This window comes from Candidatus Villigracilis vicinus, from assembly GCF_016702885.1.
Lineage (GTDB): Bacteria > Chloroflexota > Anaerolineae > Anaerolineales > Villigracilaceae > Villigracilis > Villigracilis vicinus.
This window is the reverse complement of sequence record NZ_JADJDD010000007.1, coordinates 18,760-37,448: the sequence shown is the minus strand read 5'-3', so window position 1 is coordinate 37,448 and position 18,689 is coordinate 18,760. Positions and strand designations below refer to the sequence as shown.

Genomic DNA, 18,689 nt, shown 5'->3' with positions numbered 1-18,689 from the left:
GGACGATAGACCATAGACCATGGTCAGTTGTCCATCGTCTATGGTCTGTTGCTAATCCTTCTTGAAAATTACGAAGACCAAATTCATCAGGATGCCCACAATGGCAGCGAATACGATGGCAGGAATGCCCTGCGGGAAGACCACCGGTACCGTGAAGGGGAAGAGTCCGTTCTCAAGCCCGAGGTTGCCGCCGATGCCGCAGACCAAAATGGCGGAACCAATCGCAAGATTCTTCGGGTTGAACAAATCCACTTTTTCGGATTGAATGAGTGCCACGCCTTGCATGCCGATCACGCCGAAGAGATAGATGGCGAGTCCACCCGTCACAGCGACTGGAATGGAGTTGACCAACCCCGCCAGCTTCCCGACGAAGCCCAGCAGAATTGCCATCACACCCGCCGTCATCAAAACCGGGATGGAGTAGTTGCGGGTGATCGCCATCAGTGAATTATTTTCACCGTAGTTCGTCCCCGCTGCGCCGCCGAGGAACCCGACCACGAGGTCATCTGCGCCATCGGCAACGAGATTCAAGCCGATGAGTTCTTTGATGTTGTAGGGTTTGCGTCCGAGTTTTTCGGCGAGGGTATCAATATAAAGACTCATCTGATACAGATGCGCCGTCGATTCGGGGATGGTCGCAATCGCGATCAACGAAATGCTCACCACCAATTCCCATGCACGCGGGTCGCCGAAAGCGGGGAAGGTAATGGCAGGCACACGGAACCAAGCCGCATTGGCGATCACACTGTAATCCACCACGCCGAGCATCGCAGAAAAGATATAACCGATCACTGCGCCCAACAGAATCGGCAGCATACCGAGTAAACCTTTATTTTGTAAAAAGACAGAACACAAAACTGTGGCTATTAAGGTCACGAACGCAACCAGCCAGTTTCCACTTGCCATGCCCAAGGCGGCACCTGCCAAAGCAAGACCGATAACGACAGCCATCGAGCCGGTAACGATGGGGGGCAGGATTTTATCCAACGCGCTTTTTCCTATGCGCATGATCAGCAAACCCACCAAAATTTCAACCACAGCAGTGCCAATGATGCCAACTTGCACCAGTCGCACCCCTTCGGCACAATAGGCGGCATCACTGGCGAAACAATCGCCCGCATACAAACTCATCGCCGTCACCACCACGGCAATATATGAAAATGATGAACCGTAATACATGGGGATCTTGCGTTGCGAAACCAACAGGGCAATGATGGTTCCCAAGCCAGATGCCAGCAAAGTCACGCCGACATCGAACTTCGTCAGCACGGCCACCAGCACAGTCGCTGGGAACATTGTCAGCACCTGTTGGAAGCCAAGGCTCAACATCGCGCCGACGGGCGGAGTATCATCGGGCAGATAGCCCATCACACCGGATGCTATCGCCTCTTGCTTAACTTCAACCTGTTTCGTCCCTGCAGGCTGACTCTTCCCCTTGGGCTTTGTCTTGCTACTTTTTGTTGCCATTTGCATTCTCCTCTTTCTGAGATAAAAAAAGAGAGCCGCCGAAAGCGACTCTCCAAATTCATGAAATAGAGGCAACCATTCCAAAGAAATGTTGATGCAGGAATGAATGTCGAAATTTATCCGTTAACATTGCGCAGAATTTTACGCCCATTTAGGTTGATGTCAAGGAATTTTGGCAAAGCAAACAATGTCACCCCTTCGGGGTTGTTCTTGATGCCATCGAAAAATCTATAATCATTTGACCCCTTCGGGGTCATGAATGCGTCAATCCCGAAGGGATGATAGGATTATAGAAATTATGAGGATAGAATTTCAAAAACCCCGAAGGGGTGATATAGCCTTGGGCTTAGAAAAAAAATTCAGAAAACCGAATCAAGCGCGGGCGGGGTGAGAGGCGGGTGTATAATCCGCACGATAATTTCAAAACAAAAGTCAAAAGAGGTAGACATGGCATACGAAAACGTTAAAGTCCCCGCAGGTGGGGCGAAGATCTCAATTCAGGACGGGAAGTTGAACGTCCCTAACAATCCCATCATCCCTTACGTGGAAGGTGACGGCACCGGACGCGACATTTGGCGTGCCTCGGTGCGCGTGCTCGATGCGGCGGTGGAAAAAGCCTACGGCGGCAAACGCCAAATTCATTGGATGGAAGTGTACGCGGGCGAAAAGTCTTTCAAGATGTTCCAGAGCTGGCTGCCCGAAGAAACCAATGAAGCCTTCCGCGAATTTTTGGTCGGCATCAAGGGACCGCTCACCACGCCCATCGGCGGCGGCATCCGTTCGTTGAATGTGGCATTGCGCAAGAATCTCGATCTGTATGTCTGTCAGCGCCCAGTGCGTTGGTATCAGGGTGTGCCTTCGCCGGTGCGTCACCCCGAATATGTAGACATGGTCATCTTCCGCGAGAACACCGAAGATATTTATACCGGTATTGAATTCGCGTATGGCACCGAAGAAAATAAGAAATTCAAGCAACTGTTCAAGGAAGCCTTCCCCAAGGAATACGCCAAGATGCGCTTCCCCGATACAGCAGGGCTTGGCATCAAGCCGGTTTCTGTGGAAGGCACCGAGCGCCTCGTGCGCGCTGCCATTCAATGGTCATTGGACAATCATCGCCGCAGTGTGAACTTCGTTCACAAGGGCAACATCATGAAGTTCACCGAAGGCGCCTTCAAGGATTGGGGCTATGCCCTCGCCAAACGTGAATTCCGCGCACAGATCGTCACCGAGCGCGAGACCTGGATCCTTGGTAACAAGGAAGGCAATGCTAATTTGAGCGTGGAAGATAACGCCAAGATGATCGACCCCGGCTTCGATATGATGAGCCCCGCACAACAGGGCGAGATCAAAGCCGAAGTGGAAGAAGCGCTGAAGTTGTGGGATACCCACGGCGAAGGCAAGTGGAAGAAGATGCTGCTCATCAAAGACTCCATCGCGGATGTCTCATTGCAGTTCACCATCATCCGCCCGCGCGATTACGATGTGATCGCCACCCTCAACCTCAATGGCGATTATCTCTCCGATGCGCTTGCGGCTCAGGTGGGCGGTATTGGTATCGCTCCGGGTGCGAACATCAACTACGTGACCGGGCACGCCATCTTCGAAGCGACTCACGGCACCGCGCCCAAGTATGCTGATCTGGATAAAGTGAATCCCGGCTCGGTCATCCTCTCGGGTGAGATGATGCTGCGCTACATGGGCTGGGGCGAAGCTGCCGACTTGATCGTCAAAGGCATGGAAGGCGCCATCGCCGCGAAGACCGTCACCTATGACTTTGCCCGCCTGATGGACGGCGCCACGGAGATCAAATGCTCCGAGTTCGGTGACGCGATCATCAAGCACATGGCATAAGTTCGAAACTCTGTTAATAAAAAAGGTCAGGACTGAAAAGTCCTGACCTTTTTTATTGATATTTTGAGAGATTATTTCTTGCTGCCGACTGTATTGATGTGGTCTGCCAATTTGTCGAAGGCTTGGTTCCAACCACCGTCTGCGCCTGAGTCTGCGGGCATACCGGCATGGGTCATGACCATTTTTGTGCGCCCGCCAATATCTTCCAATACTACGATTACTTCAGTCGTCGCGGGGTACCCCTCGGGCATCCCCATGGCAGAGGGTGAAACTACATTGCCATTTTCATCAGCCATGCTTTCTGTGTAGGCAAGGCGTGTATTTGGGACGATCGTTGTGTACTCACCTACCGTCCACATTTTCATGCCGCGCATTTCCATGCAAATCAGACGTTTCCCGCCAATACGGACATCCATTTCGGCAACAGGGATGGTGGCTCCATTTGGTCCGTACCACTTTTTAAAATGTTCAGGTTCCGTCCACATTTGCCAGATCAAGCCTATTGGAGCGTTGAAAATACGTTCGATTACGATCTGATCATTTTCACTCATTATCGTTTTCCTTTTCCTTTATTTGGTTGATGTAATTTTCCATTCGGTCAAAGCTGGTTTCCCAAATATGGCGATATTGTTCCGTCCATGTTGATACTTCTTTTAGTGGAATTACATTTATTACACATGGGCGGTATTGAGCCTTTTGACCCTGGGTAATTAACCCGGCTTTTTCTAGAACTTTAATATGTTTGGAAATAGCCGGTAGGCTCATATTGAATGGTGCCGCAAGTTCATTGACTGTTGCTTCACCACCTGCCAAACGTGCCAAAATGGCTCGTCTTGTAGGGTTTGCCAGCGCGGCAAAAGTTCGGTCTAATTTTGTTTCCTCGGTTTCCATTTCAATTCCTTATTTAACTAAGTGGTTAAATAACCAGTTTGTATAATACTTCGTGCTAAATAGCCTGTCAAGACCTTTTGGCAGGACGAGAAATCTACGATATAGTCACATTCCTTGGAGAATCATTTCATGTCATTGCTAGCATCCCACCCCTTTTTCGATCCCTGTTTGAACTGAAGGGCAATCCGCGAATCACTGTACTCACCGAAGTGATGTTCGGGATTCCATATAATCTTTTTGCTCCCTTTTTCTCGGTCTATATGATCGCCCTCGGTATGAACGATCAACAGATCGGCAGCATTGCCAGCCTGGGGCTGGTTTTGCAGGTATTTTCGGCATTGGTCAGCGGCGCCATTGTGGATAAGTTTGGGCGGCGACTAACACTTTTTATCACCGACTTACTGTGCTGGAGCATGCCTTGTCTGGTCTGGGCGATCGCGCAGGATGTGCGTTACTTTGCCGCGGCAGCGGCTTTGAACAGTCTGTGGCGTATTTCGCTTACAGCATGGACCTGCCTGATGGTGGAGGATGCGGAGGAACGCCATCTTGTACACATCTGGACGTGGATCATGATCTTCGCTGTCAGCTCCGCTTTTTTTGCGCCGGTCGGTGGTTGGTTGGTGAATCGTTATGGCTTGATCCCTGCCCTGCGCGGATTATTCATTTTTGGTTTTATCGTACTAAGCGCCAAAGCCATCATTCTGTACATCTTTTCGCATGAAACGGCGCGGGGTGTGCAGCGCATGGAAGAAACGAAGCATCGCTCACTGACAGACTTGCTGAGCGAGTACCGTAGTGTTTTCTTTGAACTCCTGCATTCCAAGCCCATCCTGGCGGCGTTATCCTTGATGATCATTATGAACATCTACACCACGGTCAGCAATAATTTTTGGGGCGTATTGTTCACCACCAAACTGGGGTTTGCAGAGTCTCAGATCTCGGTCTATGTAGCATTGCGTTCCATTGTGATGACTGCCGGGTTTTTCCTGCTGGGTCCAAGCCTGACGAATATTCGCCACTATCGCATACCGCTTTGGGTGGGCTTTGGTACGTTCGTTGTTAGTCAGGCGTTGCTCGTCTTTATGCCGCCTCAGTCAATATTATGGCTATCGATCAGCGTTATTTTGGAGGGCGTTGCGGCAGCGTTCGTCAACCCGATGACCGAGTCGCTGCTGGCGGTTTCAATGGATTCGCATGAACGGGCGCGGGTCACTGCCATGGTGTATGTGGCATTGATCATCGTCATCTCACCCTTTGGCTGGATCGCCGGTCAACTCTCTGCGATTGACCGTTCCCTGCCTTTTGCATTGAACATGGTCTTATTTGCCATTGGAGCTGCCCTGGTCTGGTGGATCGGACGGACGATCACATTTTCACAATCTGCGCAGGAAGAAGCTCAGAAATAAAAAGGTCGGGACTGAAAAGTCCCGACCTTTTTTTGTTAATTGTCACTCTGAGCGGTGGCGTGACATGGTCATGTCACTTCACATCCACCAACTCCACATCAAAAACAAGAGTAGCGTTCGGGGGGATGACTCCGCCAGCACCGCGTTCGCCATACGCCAGGTTTGAAGGGATGATGAGCTGGGCTTTGCCGCCGACCTTCATCAAGGCAATGCCTTCATCCCAACCTTTGATGACCTGACCCACTCCGAGTTTGAAGGCGAGCGGTTCGCCGCGTGGGATGGAGCTATCGAACACGCGTCCATCCTGAAATTTGCCTGTGTAATGCACACTGACCGTTTTGCCTGCTGTGGCTTGGGTGCCGTTTCCGGCTTCCACTTCAATGTATTCAAGTCCGCTTGAGGTTTTCATTTGTTCTCCAATTTTTAGGTTTTGGCTATTGTAACTTGTTCGATGGACGATTGACCATGGTCGGCCGACCATGGTCAATCGTCCATATTTTGACAATCCGTCCCGCCATTCGGTGACAATCATCACTAACCCAACAGCTTCTTAAATCCTACAATGAAGTCCTATTTGGTGATTCTTCATCGTTTTACGAGGAGAAATACATGGAAGTCTACAATCACGATCTAATCATTTTGGGCACTGGTCTGGCAGGCTTGCGAGCCGCGCTGGAAGCTGCCCAGCAAAGCAAGGGGGAGTTGGATATTGCACTCGTTTCAAAGCTTCAATTGATGCGCGCTCACTCAGTCGCAGCCGAAGGCGGGACAGCCGCTGTGATGCGACAAGACATGGGCGACAGTTTCGAACTCCACGCCTGGGATACGGTCAAAGGCTCAGACTTTTTGGCAGATCAAGACGTCGTGGATTTTTTTGTGCATGAAATGCCCAAGGAAATTCTGCACCTCGATCATTGGGGCATTCCCTGGTCGCGCACCGAAGATGGGCATATCGCGCAACGTCCGTTCGGCGGGCATACTTATCCACGGGCAGTCTTCGCGGCGGATAAGACCGGTCACCTTGAGATGCAGACCCTGTACGACACGTTGATGAAGCATACGAAGAAGATCAATCGTTATGATGAAGGCTTCGTCACTTCTATTTTGATAGAGAACAATCGTTTCGCGGGCTTGACCATGATCGATATGATCAATGGCAAGCTCGTTTTGATTCGCGGCAAAGCGCTCATTCTCGCGACGGGCGGGGCGGGTCAGATCTTTGGCTTCACCACCTACTCTGAAACCGTCACCGGTGATGGGTTGGCAATGGCATATCGTGCCGGATTGACTCTCAAGGATATGGAGTTCATCCAATTCCATCCGACGGGACTCATCCCCAGCGGCATTTTGATGACCGAAGCCTGCCGTGGCGAAGGCGGAACTCTCCTCAATAATAAAGACGAACGTTTCATGGGCGCGTATGCCCCATCCAAAATGGAACTTGCTCCGCGTGACATGGTTTCCCGTTCTGAAATGACCGAGATCGAAGCTGGGCGAGGATTTCCTGGTCCTGAAGGTTTGGATTACATCCATTTGGATTTGCGCCACTTGGGCAGGAAACAAATCCTCGAACGCCTCCCACTCATCCGGGAAGTGACCATCAAACACATTGGGCTTGACCCAATCGAGAAGCCGATTCCAATTCGCCCGGTGGCGCATTACACCATGGGTGGCGTCCACACTGATATCAAGGGACATACGCCTGTTGAAAATATCTGGGCGGCGGGCGAAGTTTCGTGCGTGTCTTTACATGGAGCGAATCGACTCGGTTCGAACTCGACGGCGGAATGTCTCGTTTGGGGACGTGTAGCTGGCGGCGAGGCGGCTCGCTATTGTGCGAATGCGTCGATGCCGGAAATGCCAAAGACTGCAGAGCAGGAATGGGCGAAGATCGAGGCGTTGATCGCATCCACTGGCACGGAAGACCATTACCAGATCCGCAAAGAGTTACGGAAGAATCTCGATGCCACCATGGGCGTCTTCCGCACGGGCGAGCAGATGGAAGCGGGTTTGAAAAAGATCCGCGAGTTGAAGGAACGATATAAGAAAATTTCGCTCAAGGATAAAAGTCTGCGCTATAACACTGACCTCGAACGCGCGATTGAAACTGGCTTCATGATCGATGTAGCAGAGGTGGCAACACTCGGAGCTTTGACTCGCACTGAATCACGCGGCGGACATGCGCGGCGTGATTTCAATGTGCGCGATGATGAGAATTGGTTGAAGCACACCATGGCAGATTACACGGAAGCGGGTCCGAAACTGAGTTACAGCAAAGTGGATATTTCGATGTGGAAGCCTGTGGAAAGGAAGTACTAATCATGGCAACGAATAAACCTACTGCTTACAACAATCGACTCGGACTCAAAGGCTGGGTGTATGCGGGCAAGTATTCATTTGAACGATACTTGTACATCGGGCATCGTCTTTCGGGGTTGGGCTTGATCGCGTATATGGTCTTGCACATTATCGAAACAGCAAATCGGATGCGCGGCGAAGAAGCCTGGGCGGCGTTGATGGGCTTGTTCGCTTTGCCCATGTTCAAAGTGATCGAGTATTTGCTGTTTGCGGCGGCGGTCTTCCATGCCATGAACGGAACGCGCTTGCTGTTGGTGGAGCTTGGCTTCTTCCTCGGCAAGCCGGAAGAGCCCGTGTTCCCTTATAAATCATCCGTTATGAAGCACCGCCCGTTGACTTACATCATTATGTTGTTGGCGGGTTTGTTGATGGCACTCGGCGGTTCAAGTTTGTTCTTTGATTAGTTTTTTTACGTCATTGCGAGGAGGGCGGTCTTCCCGACGAAGTAATCTCATGAGTTAGTCTGGGATTGCTTCGGGCGAAGAGCATCGCCCTCGCAATGACGGAGGAGAAAGTCATGCGTGAAACAAGATTATGGTCTTTGCACCTACTGGTGATCCCCATCATTGCGATTTTGCTCGGTGCGCATTTTGCAGTTCAGCACTATGCCCCAGTGTTTTTCGGGACGAGTGTGGAAGAAGCCCGTTCCTTCGAAGCGATGATCGCACGCGGCAAGGATACAGCTCAATTGGTTGTGTATATCCTTTTGCTGGCAGCGGGTTTGTATCACGGACTGTACGGCACGCGCGGCATTATCCGTGAGTTGCCGCTTTCGCCTGCGTTGGCGAAGGTTGTGGATTGGGGCATTTTATTGGTTGGCATTGCGATCTTTGCATTGGGCACCTACGTAACCTGGTGGACATTCTCTCACCCCGGAGTATAGACATGGCTGATACAAAACTCATCACCTTCAAAGTTCGCCGTTACGATCCGGATAAAGACACGGCTCCGCATTGGGAGGAGCATAAACTTAACGTCCACGACGGCATGACTGTGCTGGAAGCGTTGCACGAGATCAAAGCCGAGCAGGCGCCGACTCTCGCGTGGCGTTCATCCTGCCGTATGGGGGTCTGCGGTTCATGTGGCATGTTCATCAATGACCTGCCCATGCTTGCCTGCCAAACTCAAGTGCTGCATTTGAATACCGATGTGGTCACGGTCGCGCCGTTGCCAAACTATGACAACGTCAAAGACCTTGTGCCGAATTTGGAACCACTGATCGAAAAACACGCGGCGATCAAACCGTTCATCATTCACACCAACTCAAAAGAAATCGATGAGCCGACGGGCGAATTCATTCAGTCTGTTGAACAGCGCGACGAATATAGTCAATTCACCTTCTGCATCAAATGCGGATTATGTCTGGCGGCTTGTCCCACTGTGGCGACTGATCCGCTCTTTCTTGGACCTCAAGCCCTGGCTCAAGCCTACCGTTACACGGTCGACAGCCGTGACTGTGGCTTGCAAGAACGCCTCGAAGCCATCGATGCCTTTCATGGACCTTATCAATGCCACATGGCGGGGGCGTGTTCGCAAGCCTGCCCCAAAGGTGTGGACCCGGCTTTTGGTATCCAGTTGTTGAAACGCACATTAGTGCTTGATAGCATCGGCTTTGGTAAAAAAGAGAAGCATCTCTCAAAGGTCATGCCGCTGGCGGATGTGGTCAAGCAGATCGAAGAGTTCGCTCCGCCGCCGCGGACAGTAAAGTGATGCCATAAAAAAGCGAACGCCGCAAGGCATTCGCTTTTTGTTGTCGACGACTCTCGCTCAATTACCATTCCAAATTGACCAGACTCTTGCTGCGGGAAAGATAATAAGCGCGGACATGTTCGTGGTTATTCAACTTGCCCAACAAGGTACTTGAAGAAACATCAAGGCGCTGTTCTCCGACCCAGTAGGAACGTTTGATGCTCTTCCCGGAACTCGACATGCTTTTTTCGCCCTTTCCTTCAATCATGCTGACCGACCCAAGCGCAATATCGATCAGCATGTTCCCGCCGACGTTGTATCCCAGCCACAAAAAGACAAAGCCGAACCCAATGTTGGCTATGGAAAAATCGGAGAGTGCCATGACGACCATGCCAATGCCCATTAAGGTAACAAATACGCCGATCAATAGCCATAAGATCATCCCCCCGCCCATCTGCGACATGGCAAAATGTCCCTGGCGGTTGGCTTGGATTGCATCTGGATAAAGTGAGTTGTTCATTGTTAACCTCGTCATTCTGTAAGATGGATTATCTTGAATTATAACGTTGGGTGAAACTAAAACAGCAGTACTGTGCGACGGGTTAAAACATTTGCACCATCGCCAAGCATAAGATTTCAATACGGATCTGTACCTCAACGGTAACCATAGTTCGTATCATAAAAAATAAGGCTTGATCATTTTGTGTATAGTCATTTGTCCAACTTCACTTAACGTTGTTTAACTCGCGATTCGTGAAATCAGAGAGTAAAATAGGGCGTTCCAACTATTTCAATCGGAGGCTTCAATGGGCTTGAAAAGAAATGTTCCTCTTTCCACGGCTCTGGGGTATAAGGGGCAGGGACCTTTCCTGACCTTTATTCTCCATCGTATTGGCGGGGCGGGGATGGCAATATTTGTAACCATACATGTGCTTGCCACATTTGTGGAAAAACAGGGTTGGGCTATCGGCGACTTCATTAATGATATTTATATGAGTCCGCCGTTCCAGATTTTCATCTTGTTCTGTGTGCTTTTTCATGTCATCAACGGTTTGCGAATTACCATTCTGGATATTTTCCATAAACAGTTGATCCCCCATCACCGCACAGCCATTATGATCGAATGGATCATTTTCATTGTGGTATTCGGGTTTGCGGCAGTAAGTGTGATTACCACTGCCATTGGGAGGTTGTAATGGGCAATCTTCAAACAAAACCTCGTATCGTGCCGTTGAGCAAGCGCGGCATGAGCTTTGAAACATTTATGTGGGTCTTTACCCGCCTGACCGCACTGGGTATGTATTTCTTCATCTTTGTCGGCGTGATCGGTGCGCTCATTATGGGGGCAATGAACCAAATGACCTTTGTGGAAGTTGTCCGCTGGGCGTTGATCTCGAATCCGGGTCATGTCGAATATACACAGGTGCCTGATATTGCCCCTTGGGCGAGCGCCTTCTGGCGTACGGTGGCGAGCGGCATGTTCCTCACGGGTTTGGCGCATGGCATTCACGGCGTGATCGTGATCGTGGATGATTATGTTGCCTCTGTTTCCGGACGCAATTGGAATCGGTATGGCAACATGGCTTTGTTCTTTGTTGTAATGGGCGCCGGGTTGTATCTCATCTGGATGGCATAAAAGATATTTACCACAATGAGTACAAAGGGGCACAAGGAAAACCTTTGTGTACCTTCGTGACCCTTTGTGGTTTTCTAGGAGTAATTCATGGCAAATGTTCATCAATTTGAAGTGATCGTGGTTGGCGCAGGCGGCGCGGGACTCATGGCGGGTCTTTACGCATCCAAGTCTGCCAAGACGGCGGTCATTAGTAAGTTATATCCCACCCGTTCGCATACAGGCGCGGCACAAGGCGGCATCTCTGCGGCGTTGGGTAACTATGAAGAAGACAAACCCGAATGGCACATGTACGATACCGTCAAAGGTTCCGATTACCTTGGCGACCAGGATGCCATCGAGTTCATGACCAATGAAGCCATCGCTGCGGTGCTGGAACTGGAACACATGGGCTTGCCCTTCGACCGCACTCCCAGCGGGCGTATTTCACAGCGTCCGTTCGGCGGGCACACGAATAATGAAACGGGTAAACCTGTTCGTCGTGCGGCTCATGCGGCGGACCGCACCGGTCACATGATCTTGCAGACTCTGTATCAGCAATGCATCAAAAATGATGTGACCTTCTTCGATGAATATCAGGCGCTTGATTTCATCATGGTGGATGGCAAGGCGGCGGGCATTGTGGCAATTGAACTTGCCACGGGCGAGCTGCATACCTTCCATGCCAAGTCTGTGGTGTTTGCCACAGGCGGCTTTGGTCGCATCTTTGAAGTGACGTCGAACGCCTATGCCTACACGGGCGACGGCGCGGCGATGTTGTTACGCAAGGGACTTCCGCTTGAGGATATGGAGTTCTTCCAATTCCACCCGACCGGTATTTATAAGCTCGGTATTCTCATCACTGAAGGCGCACGCGGTGAAGGTGCGGTGCTGATCAATGGCAAGGGTGAACGCTTCATGCCGAAGTATGCGCCGACCGTGAAAGACCTCGCTTCACGTGATGTGGTTTCACGCGCGATCTACACCGAGATCAAAGAAGGTCGCGGTATCGATGGCAAGAACTATGTTTATTTGGATATTCGCCCGGAGACGGTGAATAAGTTTGCAGCCGAAGATGGACGCACAAACCCAGACGGCTCTCCCTTAATTATTACTGGTGAAACCGTTCTGACGAAGATTCCTGACATTGTGGATTTCTGTCGTGTTTACCTCGGAGTTGATCCTGTTACCCAAATGATGCCGATCCAGCCAACGGCTCATTATGCGATGGGTGGTATTCCCACCAACAAATACGGTGAAGTGGTCGTTGACGATAAGAGCACGGTCGTGCCGGGTCTGTTCGCGGCGGGTGAATGTGCTTGTGTGTCCGTCCACGGTGCGAATCGTTTGGGGACGAACTCGTTGCTTGATCTCGTCGTGTTCGGGAAACATGCGGGTCTGCGTGCAGCAGAACATGCCAAGTCGGCTGAGTGGACGAAAATGCCCGAGAACGCTGACTCAGCCATCCGGTCCGAATTGGAGGCGTTGAAGTCTGCATCCGGTAATGAAAACGCGTACGACATCGGCAATGAAATGAAGAACGTCATGTTCGCGGATGTCGGTATTTATCGTAATGAGAAGGATATGGCATCAGCGCTTGAAAAAGTGCGCGCTTTGCAAAAGCGTTTCAAGGATGTGAAAGTCAGCGACACAGGCAAGATGTTCAATACCGAACTCTTGAATGCGTGGGAGCTTGGCAACCTGCTCGAGATCGCGGAAGTGGTGGCTGCCAGCGCGTTGAACCGCAAAGAAAGCCGCGGCGGACATTCGCGTGAAGATTATCCTGAACGTGATGATTCCAATTGGCTGAAGCACACCTTGATCGCGAAGAAGAATGGAAAGCTTGAGATCAATTACAAGCCGGTCGTTATTACCAAACATCAACCGAAAGCCAGAGTATATTAGAGGTTAACATGGAAGTTACAGTCAAAGTTTTCCGTTACAACCCCGAGAAAGACCAGCGCGGCAATTATGTGACCTACAAAATTGAAGCCGACCCGAACGACCGCATTCTGGATGTGCTTGAGCATATCAAAGGCAAGACCGATGGTGCGTTGGCGTTCCGCCGTTCGTGCGCGCATGGAGTCTGCGGTTCGGATGCGATGCGCATCAATGGTCGCAACCGTTTGGCATGCAAGACCCTCGTCCGCGATGTGGGCGCGAACATCACCGTTGAGCCGGTGTTGGGCATGAAGGTCAAGAAAGATCTGATCGTGGATATGGAGCCGTTCTTCAATAACTACAAGAAGATGACTCCCTACCTCGTCAATGACTCGCCGCTGCCTGAAGATGGACGCGAGCGGCTGCAATCTCCCGAGCAGCGTGCCCGTTTCGATGAGTCGACCAAGTGTATTTTGTGCGGCGCGTGTACCTCGGCATGCCCGTCGTTCTGGGCAAACGACGAATACTTCGGACCTGCGGCTTTCATCACCGCGCATCGTTTTATCTTCGACAGCCGTGACGAAGGCGCAAGTCAGCGTTTGATGGTGCTTGCTGAGACCGACGGCACCGTGCGCTGTCACACCGCATACAACTGTACTGAAGCCTGCCCGCGTGAGATCCAGATCACCAAGGCGATCGGCGACCTGAAGATGGCAATGGTGACGGGGAAGATCGATTAATAGCAGTGAATAGTGAATAGGCAAGCCGCATCTGTGAGGATGCGGCTTGTTTTTTTTATTTGCGGTTGATGGCCCAGAGTGCAACGAATAGATTGGGAACCCAGCATAGCCATGAAACGATCAGGTAGCCGGTGATAAAGTCCAAGCCGCTGACGCCGAAGATGATCTGCCAAAGGCGCAGGGTGACACCGGCGAAGGTTAGCGCGTAGTTGACGGTCATCCATTTGCGATGAGTTTCGATTTGTTTGTTGCGGATGGTCTTGTAAGCCATGAACCCGCTGGACAGCCAGAGGAGTGCAAGGGCGCTGAAACCAAGGCGGGTGATGATTCCGCCATAGGCAAGTTGTGCCATGTAGAGTCCGCCGATGCCGCCGATTAGAATTCCCAACAGATAGACGCGTCCGAGCCAACGGTGGAGGTTGAGCAAACGCCCGGTGCGGATTCGACTCAAGAATTGGATTGGTCCGATGAGGATGGCGAGCATGGAGCCGATGATGTGCATGAGTAGGAAGACGGGGTTTGCGACGTAGACATCGCGTTGTTCGGGGAAGTAGACTTCGGGGTTGAGTGTGAGATAGCGGCTGGCGATGATGAATAAGAACAAAGCCAGCAGGAGCATGAGTGCCCAGCCGGTTTTGCCCCAGCCGGAGGTCTTTCTGGGGATGGTCGGTTGTGCGTCTAAAGTGGTTGTGGTTCGCATGATCTTCTTTTCCTTTTACCAATGGAGATAATAGGCGAGTGGAATCTCGCCCTGCTCTCATCATCTCGTATGCGGGCGGAATTGAAAATCGAACTTCGGATGTATTTTGGGGATTTTGTCTACAACTTTGGATGTAGATCGGGTTTATTCATCGGTCTCTTGCGCAAAACAAAACCGCCGCCGGGGACTGCGGCGGGAGTAGATCGGGTTTATTTCGCAGAGCGGACTTTGGCGAGCAGGTCGAAGCGGCTTTCGACGCCGAGTTTGGTGTAGATATTGTGCAAATGGGTCTTGACCGTGGCAAGCGAAATAAAAAGCTCGCTGGCGATGGTGGCATTGCTTTTGCCTTCGATGACTTTCAAAATGATCTCACGTTCGCGGTCGGTGATGGCATGGGTGGAGAGAAAGCTTTCTGAAAGTGTATCCACCTCAATGGGAGTCGGAGGCGCGAAGGTCATGAAATGGCGGATGACGAAAAAGCCATAAAGCATGTATGGGATCGAGCTGAATAGTAATCCATTTTCAACGGTGAGGGAAACAGCGGAGGCGCTCAGGTTTTGTGAAAAGGTTAGCAGGGATTCTATATAACCGAACGTTGCAAAGATCAACAAGCCGAGGATGAAGTTCCGTTTGTCTGAGTTCCATGCCTGTTGTAGGGCTTTGTATGCCAGAATGATGGCGTAGGTGAACGAGAGTAGATACCAAATGGTGAGACCTTGAAAGCCGAGTTCAAGGTGGATGATATTTTGGGTTTCGTCCAGGCGGGTGCTGAAGGGTAAAAAGAGGATGCCAATAAAGATCAGGATGCTGAACCAAAACAAGGTTGCGATCCGCTTTTGGGCTGGTGTTTGATGCAGACCCAGAAAGTAATTCACGGTGGCAACGATGACTCCATAATTGACCGCCTGGTACACGCCGGAAAGTACATACCATGCCCTGCCTGAATAGCCTTCTACGTTGAGCGTGAGATATTTCGTGAGTACAGAGAGGATAAGCACGAGTGTGAAGGTGGCATAGAGAATGCAAAAATTTCGCAAGTTGGCATCTTGTGTTTTGAATGCCCAAAAGCCTGAGATGGCAAGTGCGGCAAACCCGATCATGATCACTGCGAAGTAGTAGGCGATTTGAAGGTCTTCCATGGTGCGGGTATCATATCGTATTTTTTTGTGAGAGGAAGAGGAGGGAATGGGCAAGCTGTGTCTGCTAGGATAAAGCTTTTGTTTTCAGCGTAAAATCAAAACCAAAGGAGATTTCATGCGAATACTTGTTGATATGGATGATGTGCTTGCAGATTTTGATGCGGAATTTTTGAAACGTTGGCGGGCGCGGCATCCGGAAAAAATGTATGTACCGCTTGAAGAGCGCACAATATTTTATGTAAAGGAGTCTTATCCGCAAGATTTACAGCCTTTGGTATCAGAAATATATTTGGAACCTGGGTTCTTTCGCGAGATGATGCCTGTCGAGGGCGGAGTAGAAGCCGTTAAAACAATGCAGCAGATGGGGCTGGAAATTTTCTTTTGCACCAGCCCACTTTATGTATATAAGAACTGCGTGTTGGAAAAGTACGAATGGGTGGAGCATCATTTTGGCGCAGAGTGGGTAAACCGTATTATCCTTACCAGAGATAAAACATTGGTCAAAGGCGATATCTTGATCGATGATAAACCGATCATCACAGGTGTCGAATCTACGCCCATGTGGGAACATATTTTGTATGATCGTCCGTATAATCGAGATGTGAACCGAAAAAGATTGACCTGGCAAAATTGGAAACAAGTTTTAGGTATGTAGATCGGAGAAACCATGACAGTATTAAGACTCGCCGCCTTTTCCCAAAACGGACTCGGCGGCAACCCCGCCGGAGTCGCTTTCTATGACTCCATGCCCTCTGCCGAAGAAATGATGGCGATTGCAAAAGAAGTGGGTTATTCAGAGACGGCTTTTCTGGTGAAACAAAATGATGGCTGGAGAGTCCGCTATTTTGCGCCAGAGTTGGAAGTGCCGTTTTGTGGTCATGCCACGATTGCGTTAGGCGCAGCTCTGGGTGAACGCTTCGGCGAAGGGACGTATAAACTGATCCTCAACAACAGCGAGATCAGCGTCAGCGCGAAAAAATCAGGTTCGGGGATGTCTGCTACCTTGCAGTCTCCGGAGACATGGTCGAAAGATGCGCCGCAGGAATATGTGAACCGAATCCTTGCTGCGTTTAATTTGACAAAAGACCAACTGGATGCGCACTTTCCCGTCCGCATTGCGGGAGCGGGAGCAACTCACTTGATCATCTTCGTGAAAGACCGCCAGACTCTGGCGGACATGAAATATCCATTCGAAGAAGTCCGCGCATTGATGGCGGAACAGAACCTGGTCACCATCAGTTTGTTATGGCAGGAGTCGGATTCGGTCATCCATTCACGCAACCCCTTTGCAGCAGGTGGAGTCTACGAAGACCCGGCAACGGGCGCAGCGGCGGCGGCATTGGCGGGGTATCTGCGCGATATTAATTGGCAGGGCGCGAAAACATTTACCATCTTGCAGGGCGAGGATATGGGCGTGCCTTCACGTTTGAATGTTTCGTTCACATCAAAGACTGGCGAGAGGATTTCGGTCAGCGGTGAAGTAAGGCATATTGAATAGACAGTGGACAATTGACCATGGACGATAGACAAGCCGCATCAAAAAAGATGCGGCTTGTCTCTAAGTTATAGTAAGATACTTGCAACTTCAATGACTGAAATCCTCCCCGCACTTTCGCAACTTCCAAGCCCATCCACTCAACGCATTGCGCTGCGCATCACTGCACCCGCCGAACGCGCCTTGAAACAGGGACATCCCTGGATCTTCGATCAATCCATCACCGAGCAAAGTCACAAAGGCGCGCCCGGTGACCTTGCCGTCATCTTCGATGACAAACGCCGCTTCCTTGGCGTTGGTTTGTACGATCCCACTTCGCCCATCCGTGTGCGCGTTCTGCAAAAGATAAAGCCTGCTACGATTGACAATAATTGGTTCCATGAAAAAATAAAAACCGCCGATGCCATCCGCGCGCCGCTCAGAAAACAAGAAACGGATGGCTATCGCCTCATCCACGGTGAGAATGACGGCTTGCCCGGTTTGGTCATTGACCGCTACGCCGAAACGTTTGTGCTCAAACTCTACACGCCTGCCTGGGTTCCACATCTCAAAGATGTTTGCGCCGCGCTACAACAAACCCAACACTTCGATCATTTGATATTAAGACTCAGCCGTACGCTCAACAAACAAGCGGATGAATTACACGGTCTCACCGACGGTATGACGCTCACGGCAAGCCCTGATAAGGGTCAGACTCCCGAAGGCTTGGTCCTGTTCAAAGAAAATGGACTCACCTTTGAGTGTGATCCCATCAATGGGCAAAAGACCGGGTTCTTCCTTGACCAACGCGAGAACCGGGAACGTGTGCGGGATATGTCCGAAGGCAAGTCAGTCTTGAACGTCTTTTCCTACACCGGCGGATTTTCATTGTATGCAGCCGATGGCGGCGCAACGGAAGTTGTCAGTGTCGATTTCAGCACACCCGCCACGCAAGCCACACTGCGAAATATCCAACATAACCAAAACAAGCCTAATGTAAAAAATGCTAAATTTGAAACATTGGATCAGGATGCCTTTGAAGCGCTCATGCAAATGAAAGCGGAGAAACGTCAGTTCGATATCGTCATCCTCGACCCGCCCATGTTCGCGCAGAATCAATCGCAGGTTGAAACCGCGCTGGCAGCTTATCGTCGACTCACACATTTGGGACTCGACGTATTGAAACGCGGCGGCATTCTTGTGCAAGCTTCATGCTCCAGCCGGGTCAGTACCGTCGAATTTTTCGACGCCATTCACAGGTCTGCCCGCGAGACGGGGCGCCCGCTGGAGGAGATCGAACGCACCGGACACGCGCTTGATCATCCCATCACCTATAAAGAAGGCGCGTATCTTAAGTGTTTGTTCGCCACCGCGCCATAAATCAATATCGTCATTGCGAGGGCGATGTTCTTTCGCCCGAAGCAATCTCATGAGTTGGTATGGGATTGCTTCGCCGCACAGAGCAAGAACGCGGCTCGCAA

The 18,689-nt window shown here is 50.8% G+C and carries 20 protein-coding genes; 13 read left to right on the top strand and 7 right to left on the bottom strand.

Annotated features, from left to right (window positions below; translation table 11 throughout):
* Positions 1–51: 51 nt before the first annotated feature.
* Positions 52–1,467 (bottom strand): solute carrier family 23 protein, encoded by a 1,416-nt coding sequence (locus IPG80_RS07235; protein WP_345104501.1) that lies wholly within the window; start codon positions 1,465–1,467, stop codon positions 52–54.
* Positions 1,468–1,914: 447 nt separating this feature from the next.
* Here IPG80_RS07235 and icd point away from each other — a divergent pair, with 447 nt between their 5' ends.
* Positions 1,915–3,318 (top strand): NADP-dependent isocitrate dehydrogenase, encoded by a 1,404-nt coding sequence (icd, locus tag IPG80_RS07230; protein ID WP_345104499.1) that lies wholly within the window; start codon positions 1,915–1,917, stop codon positions 3,316–3,318.
* 71 nt (positions 3,319–3,389) lie between these two features.
* On the opposite strand, the gene IPG80_RS07225 is transcribed toward icd, so the two are convergent.
* On the bottom strand, positions 3,390–3,869 hold the full coding sequence (locus IPG80_RS07225) for an SRPBCC domain-containing protein (protein WP_345104497.1): 480 nt from the start codon (positions 3,867–3,869) through the stop codon (positions 3,390–3,392).
* Positions 3,862–4,209 carry a metalloregulator ArsR/SmtB family transcription factor gene (locus IPG80_RS07220; protein ID WP_345104494.1) on the bottom strand — a complete coding sequence of 116 codons (348 nt, stop codon included), beginning with the start codon at positions 4,207–4,209 and terminating at the stop codon, positions 3,862–3,864. The genes IPG80_RS07225 and IPG80_RS07220 overlap by 8 nt, the downstream gene beginning before the upstream one ends.
* Positions 4,210–4,286: 77 nt before the next feature.
* Here IPG80_RS07220 and IPG80_RS07215 point away from each other — a divergent pair, with 77 nt between their 5' ends.
* A complete protein-coding gene (locus tag IPG80_RS07215) occupies positions 4,287–5,615 on the top strand; it encodes an MFS transporter (RefSeq protein WP_345104491.1) in 1,329 nt (442 codons plus the stop codon).
* A gap of 73 nt (positions 5,616–5,688) precedes the next feature.
* On the opposite strand, the gene IPG80_RS07210 is transcribed toward IPG80_RS07215, so the two are convergent.
* A complete protein-coding gene (locus tag IPG80_RS07210) occupies positions 5,689–6,024 on the bottom strand; it encodes an FKBP-type peptidyl-prolyl cis-trans isomerase (protein WP_345104488.1) in 336 nt (111 codons plus the stop codon).
* A gap of 200 nt (positions 6,025–6,224) precedes the next feature.
* Here IPG80_RS07210 and IPG80_RS07205 point away from each other — a divergent pair, with 200 nt between their 5' ends.
* The 4 genes from IPG80_RS07205 (at position 6,225) to IPG80_RS07190 (ending at position 9,683) form a co-directional block, all read left to right on the top strand.
* Positions 6,225–7,934 carry a succinate dehydrogenase/fumarate reductase flavoprotein subunit gene (locus IPG80_RS07205; protein WP_345104485.1) on the top strand — a complete coding sequence of 570 codons (1,710 nt, stop codon included), beginning with the start codon at positions 6,225–6,227 and terminating at the stop codon, positions 7,932–7,934.
* A 2-nt stretch (positions 7,935–7,936) separates the two neighbouring features.
* Positions 7,937–8,377, top strand: a complete 441-nt coding sequence (gene sdhC / locus IPG80_RS07200) for a succinate dehydrogenase, cytochrome b556 subunit (protein WP_345104482.1) — start codon at positions 7,937–7,939, stop codon at positions 8,375–8,377.
* Positions 8,378–8,490: 113 nt separating this feature from the next.
* Positions 8,491–8,856 (top strand): hypothetical protein, encoded by a 366-nt coding sequence (locus IPG80_RS07195; RefSeq protein WP_345104479.1) that lies wholly within the window; start codon positions 8,491–8,493, stop codon positions 8,854–8,856.
* A 2-nt stretch (positions 8,857–8,858) separates the two neighbouring features.
* Positions 8,859–9,683, top strand: coding sequence for a succinate dehydrogenase iron-sulfur subunit (locus IPG80_RS07190; protein WP_345104476.1), 825 nt, complete (start codon positions 8,859–8,861; stop codon positions 9,681–9,683).
* A gap of 61 nt (positions 9,684–9,744) precedes the next feature.
* Here IPG80_RS07190 and IPG80_RS07185 read toward each other — a convergent pair whose 3' ends face one another.
* Positions 9,745–10,182, bottom strand: coding sequence for a hypothetical protein (locus IPG80_RS07185; RefSeq protein ID WP_345104473.1), 438 nt, complete (start codon positions 10,180–10,182; stop codon positions 9,745–9,747).
* Positions 10,183–10,468: 286 nt separating this feature from the next.
* Between IPG80_RS07185 and IPG80_RS07180 the strand changes: the two genes are divergently transcribed.
* The 4 genes from IPG80_RS07180 (at position 10,469) to IPG80_RS07165 (ending at position 13,895) form a co-directional block, all read left to right on the top strand.
* On the top strand, positions 10,469–10,858 hold the full coding sequence (locus tag IPG80_RS07180; RefSeq protein WP_345104471.1) for a hypothetical protein: 390 nt from the start codon (positions 10,469–10,471) through the stop codon (positions 10,856–10,858).
* Positions 10,858–11,298, top strand: a complete 441-nt coding sequence (locus tag IPG80_RS07175; protein WP_345104468.1) for a hypothetical protein — start codon at positions 10,858–10,860, stop codon at positions 11,296–11,298. The genes IPG80_RS07180 and IPG80_RS07175 overlap by 1 nt, the downstream gene beginning before the upstream one ends.
* A gap of 87 nt (positions 11,299–11,385) precedes the next feature.
* Positions 11,386–13,179, top strand: coding sequence for an FAD-dependent oxidoreductase (locus tag IPG80_RS07170; RefSeq protein ID WP_345104465.1), 1,794 nt, complete (start codon positions 11,386–11,388; stop codon positions 13,177–13,179).
* An 8-nt stretch (positions 13,180–13,187) separates the two neighbouring features.
* Positions 13,188–13,895 carry a succinate dehydrogenase iron-sulfur subunit gene (locus IPG80_RS07165; RefSeq protein ID WP_345104462.1) on the top strand — a complete coding sequence of 236 codons (708 nt, stop codon included), beginning with the start codon at positions 13,188–13,190 and terminating at the stop codon, positions 13,893–13,895.
* Between the two features lie 55 nt (positions 13,896–13,950).
* Here the strand turns inward: IPG80_RS07165 and IPG80_RS07160 are convergent, their stop codons facing one another.
* Positions 13,951–14,595, bottom strand: a complete 645-nt coding sequence (locus IPG80_RS07160; protein ID WP_345104460.1) for a DUF2306 domain-containing protein — start codon at positions 14,593–14,595, stop codon at positions 13,951–13,953.
* 209 nt (positions 14,596–14,804) lie between these two features.
* Entirely contained in the window at positions 14,805–15,734 is a 930-nt protein-coding gene (locus IPG80_RS07155; RefSeq protein WP_345104458.1) for a helix-turn-helix transcriptional regulator, read from the bottom strand.
* Positions 15,735–15,849: 115 nt separating this feature from the next.
* On the opposite strand from IPG80_RS07155, the gene IPG80_RS07150 reads away from it, so the two are divergent.
* The 3 genes from IPG80_RS07150 to IPG80_RS07140 all read left to right on the top strand — a co-directional run bounded on the left by IPG80_RS07150 (position 15,850) and on the right by IPG80_RS07140 (position 18,588).
* Positions 15,850–16,389: a 5'-3'-deoxyribonucleotidase gene (locus IPG80_RS07150; RefSeq protein ID WP_345104455.1), complete on the top strand. Its 540-nt coding sequence runs from the start codon at positions 15,850–15,852 to the stop codon at positions 16,387–16,389.
* Positions 16,390–16,401: 12 nt separating this feature from the next.
* Positions 16,402–17,232 carry a PhzF family phenazine biosynthesis protein gene (locus tag IPG80_RS07145; RefSeq protein ID WP_345104452.1) on the top strand — a complete coding sequence of 277 codons (831 nt, stop codon included), beginning with the start codon at positions 16,402–16,404 and terminating at the stop codon, positions 17,230–17,232.
* Positions 17,233–17,322: 90 nt separating this feature from the next.
* A complete protein-coding gene (locus tag IPG80_RS07140; RefSeq protein ID WP_345104450.1) occupies positions 17,323–18,588 on the top strand; it encodes a class I SAM-dependent rRNA methyltransferase in 1,266 nt (421 codons plus the stop codon).
* Positions 18,589–18,689: the final 101 nt, after the last annotated feature.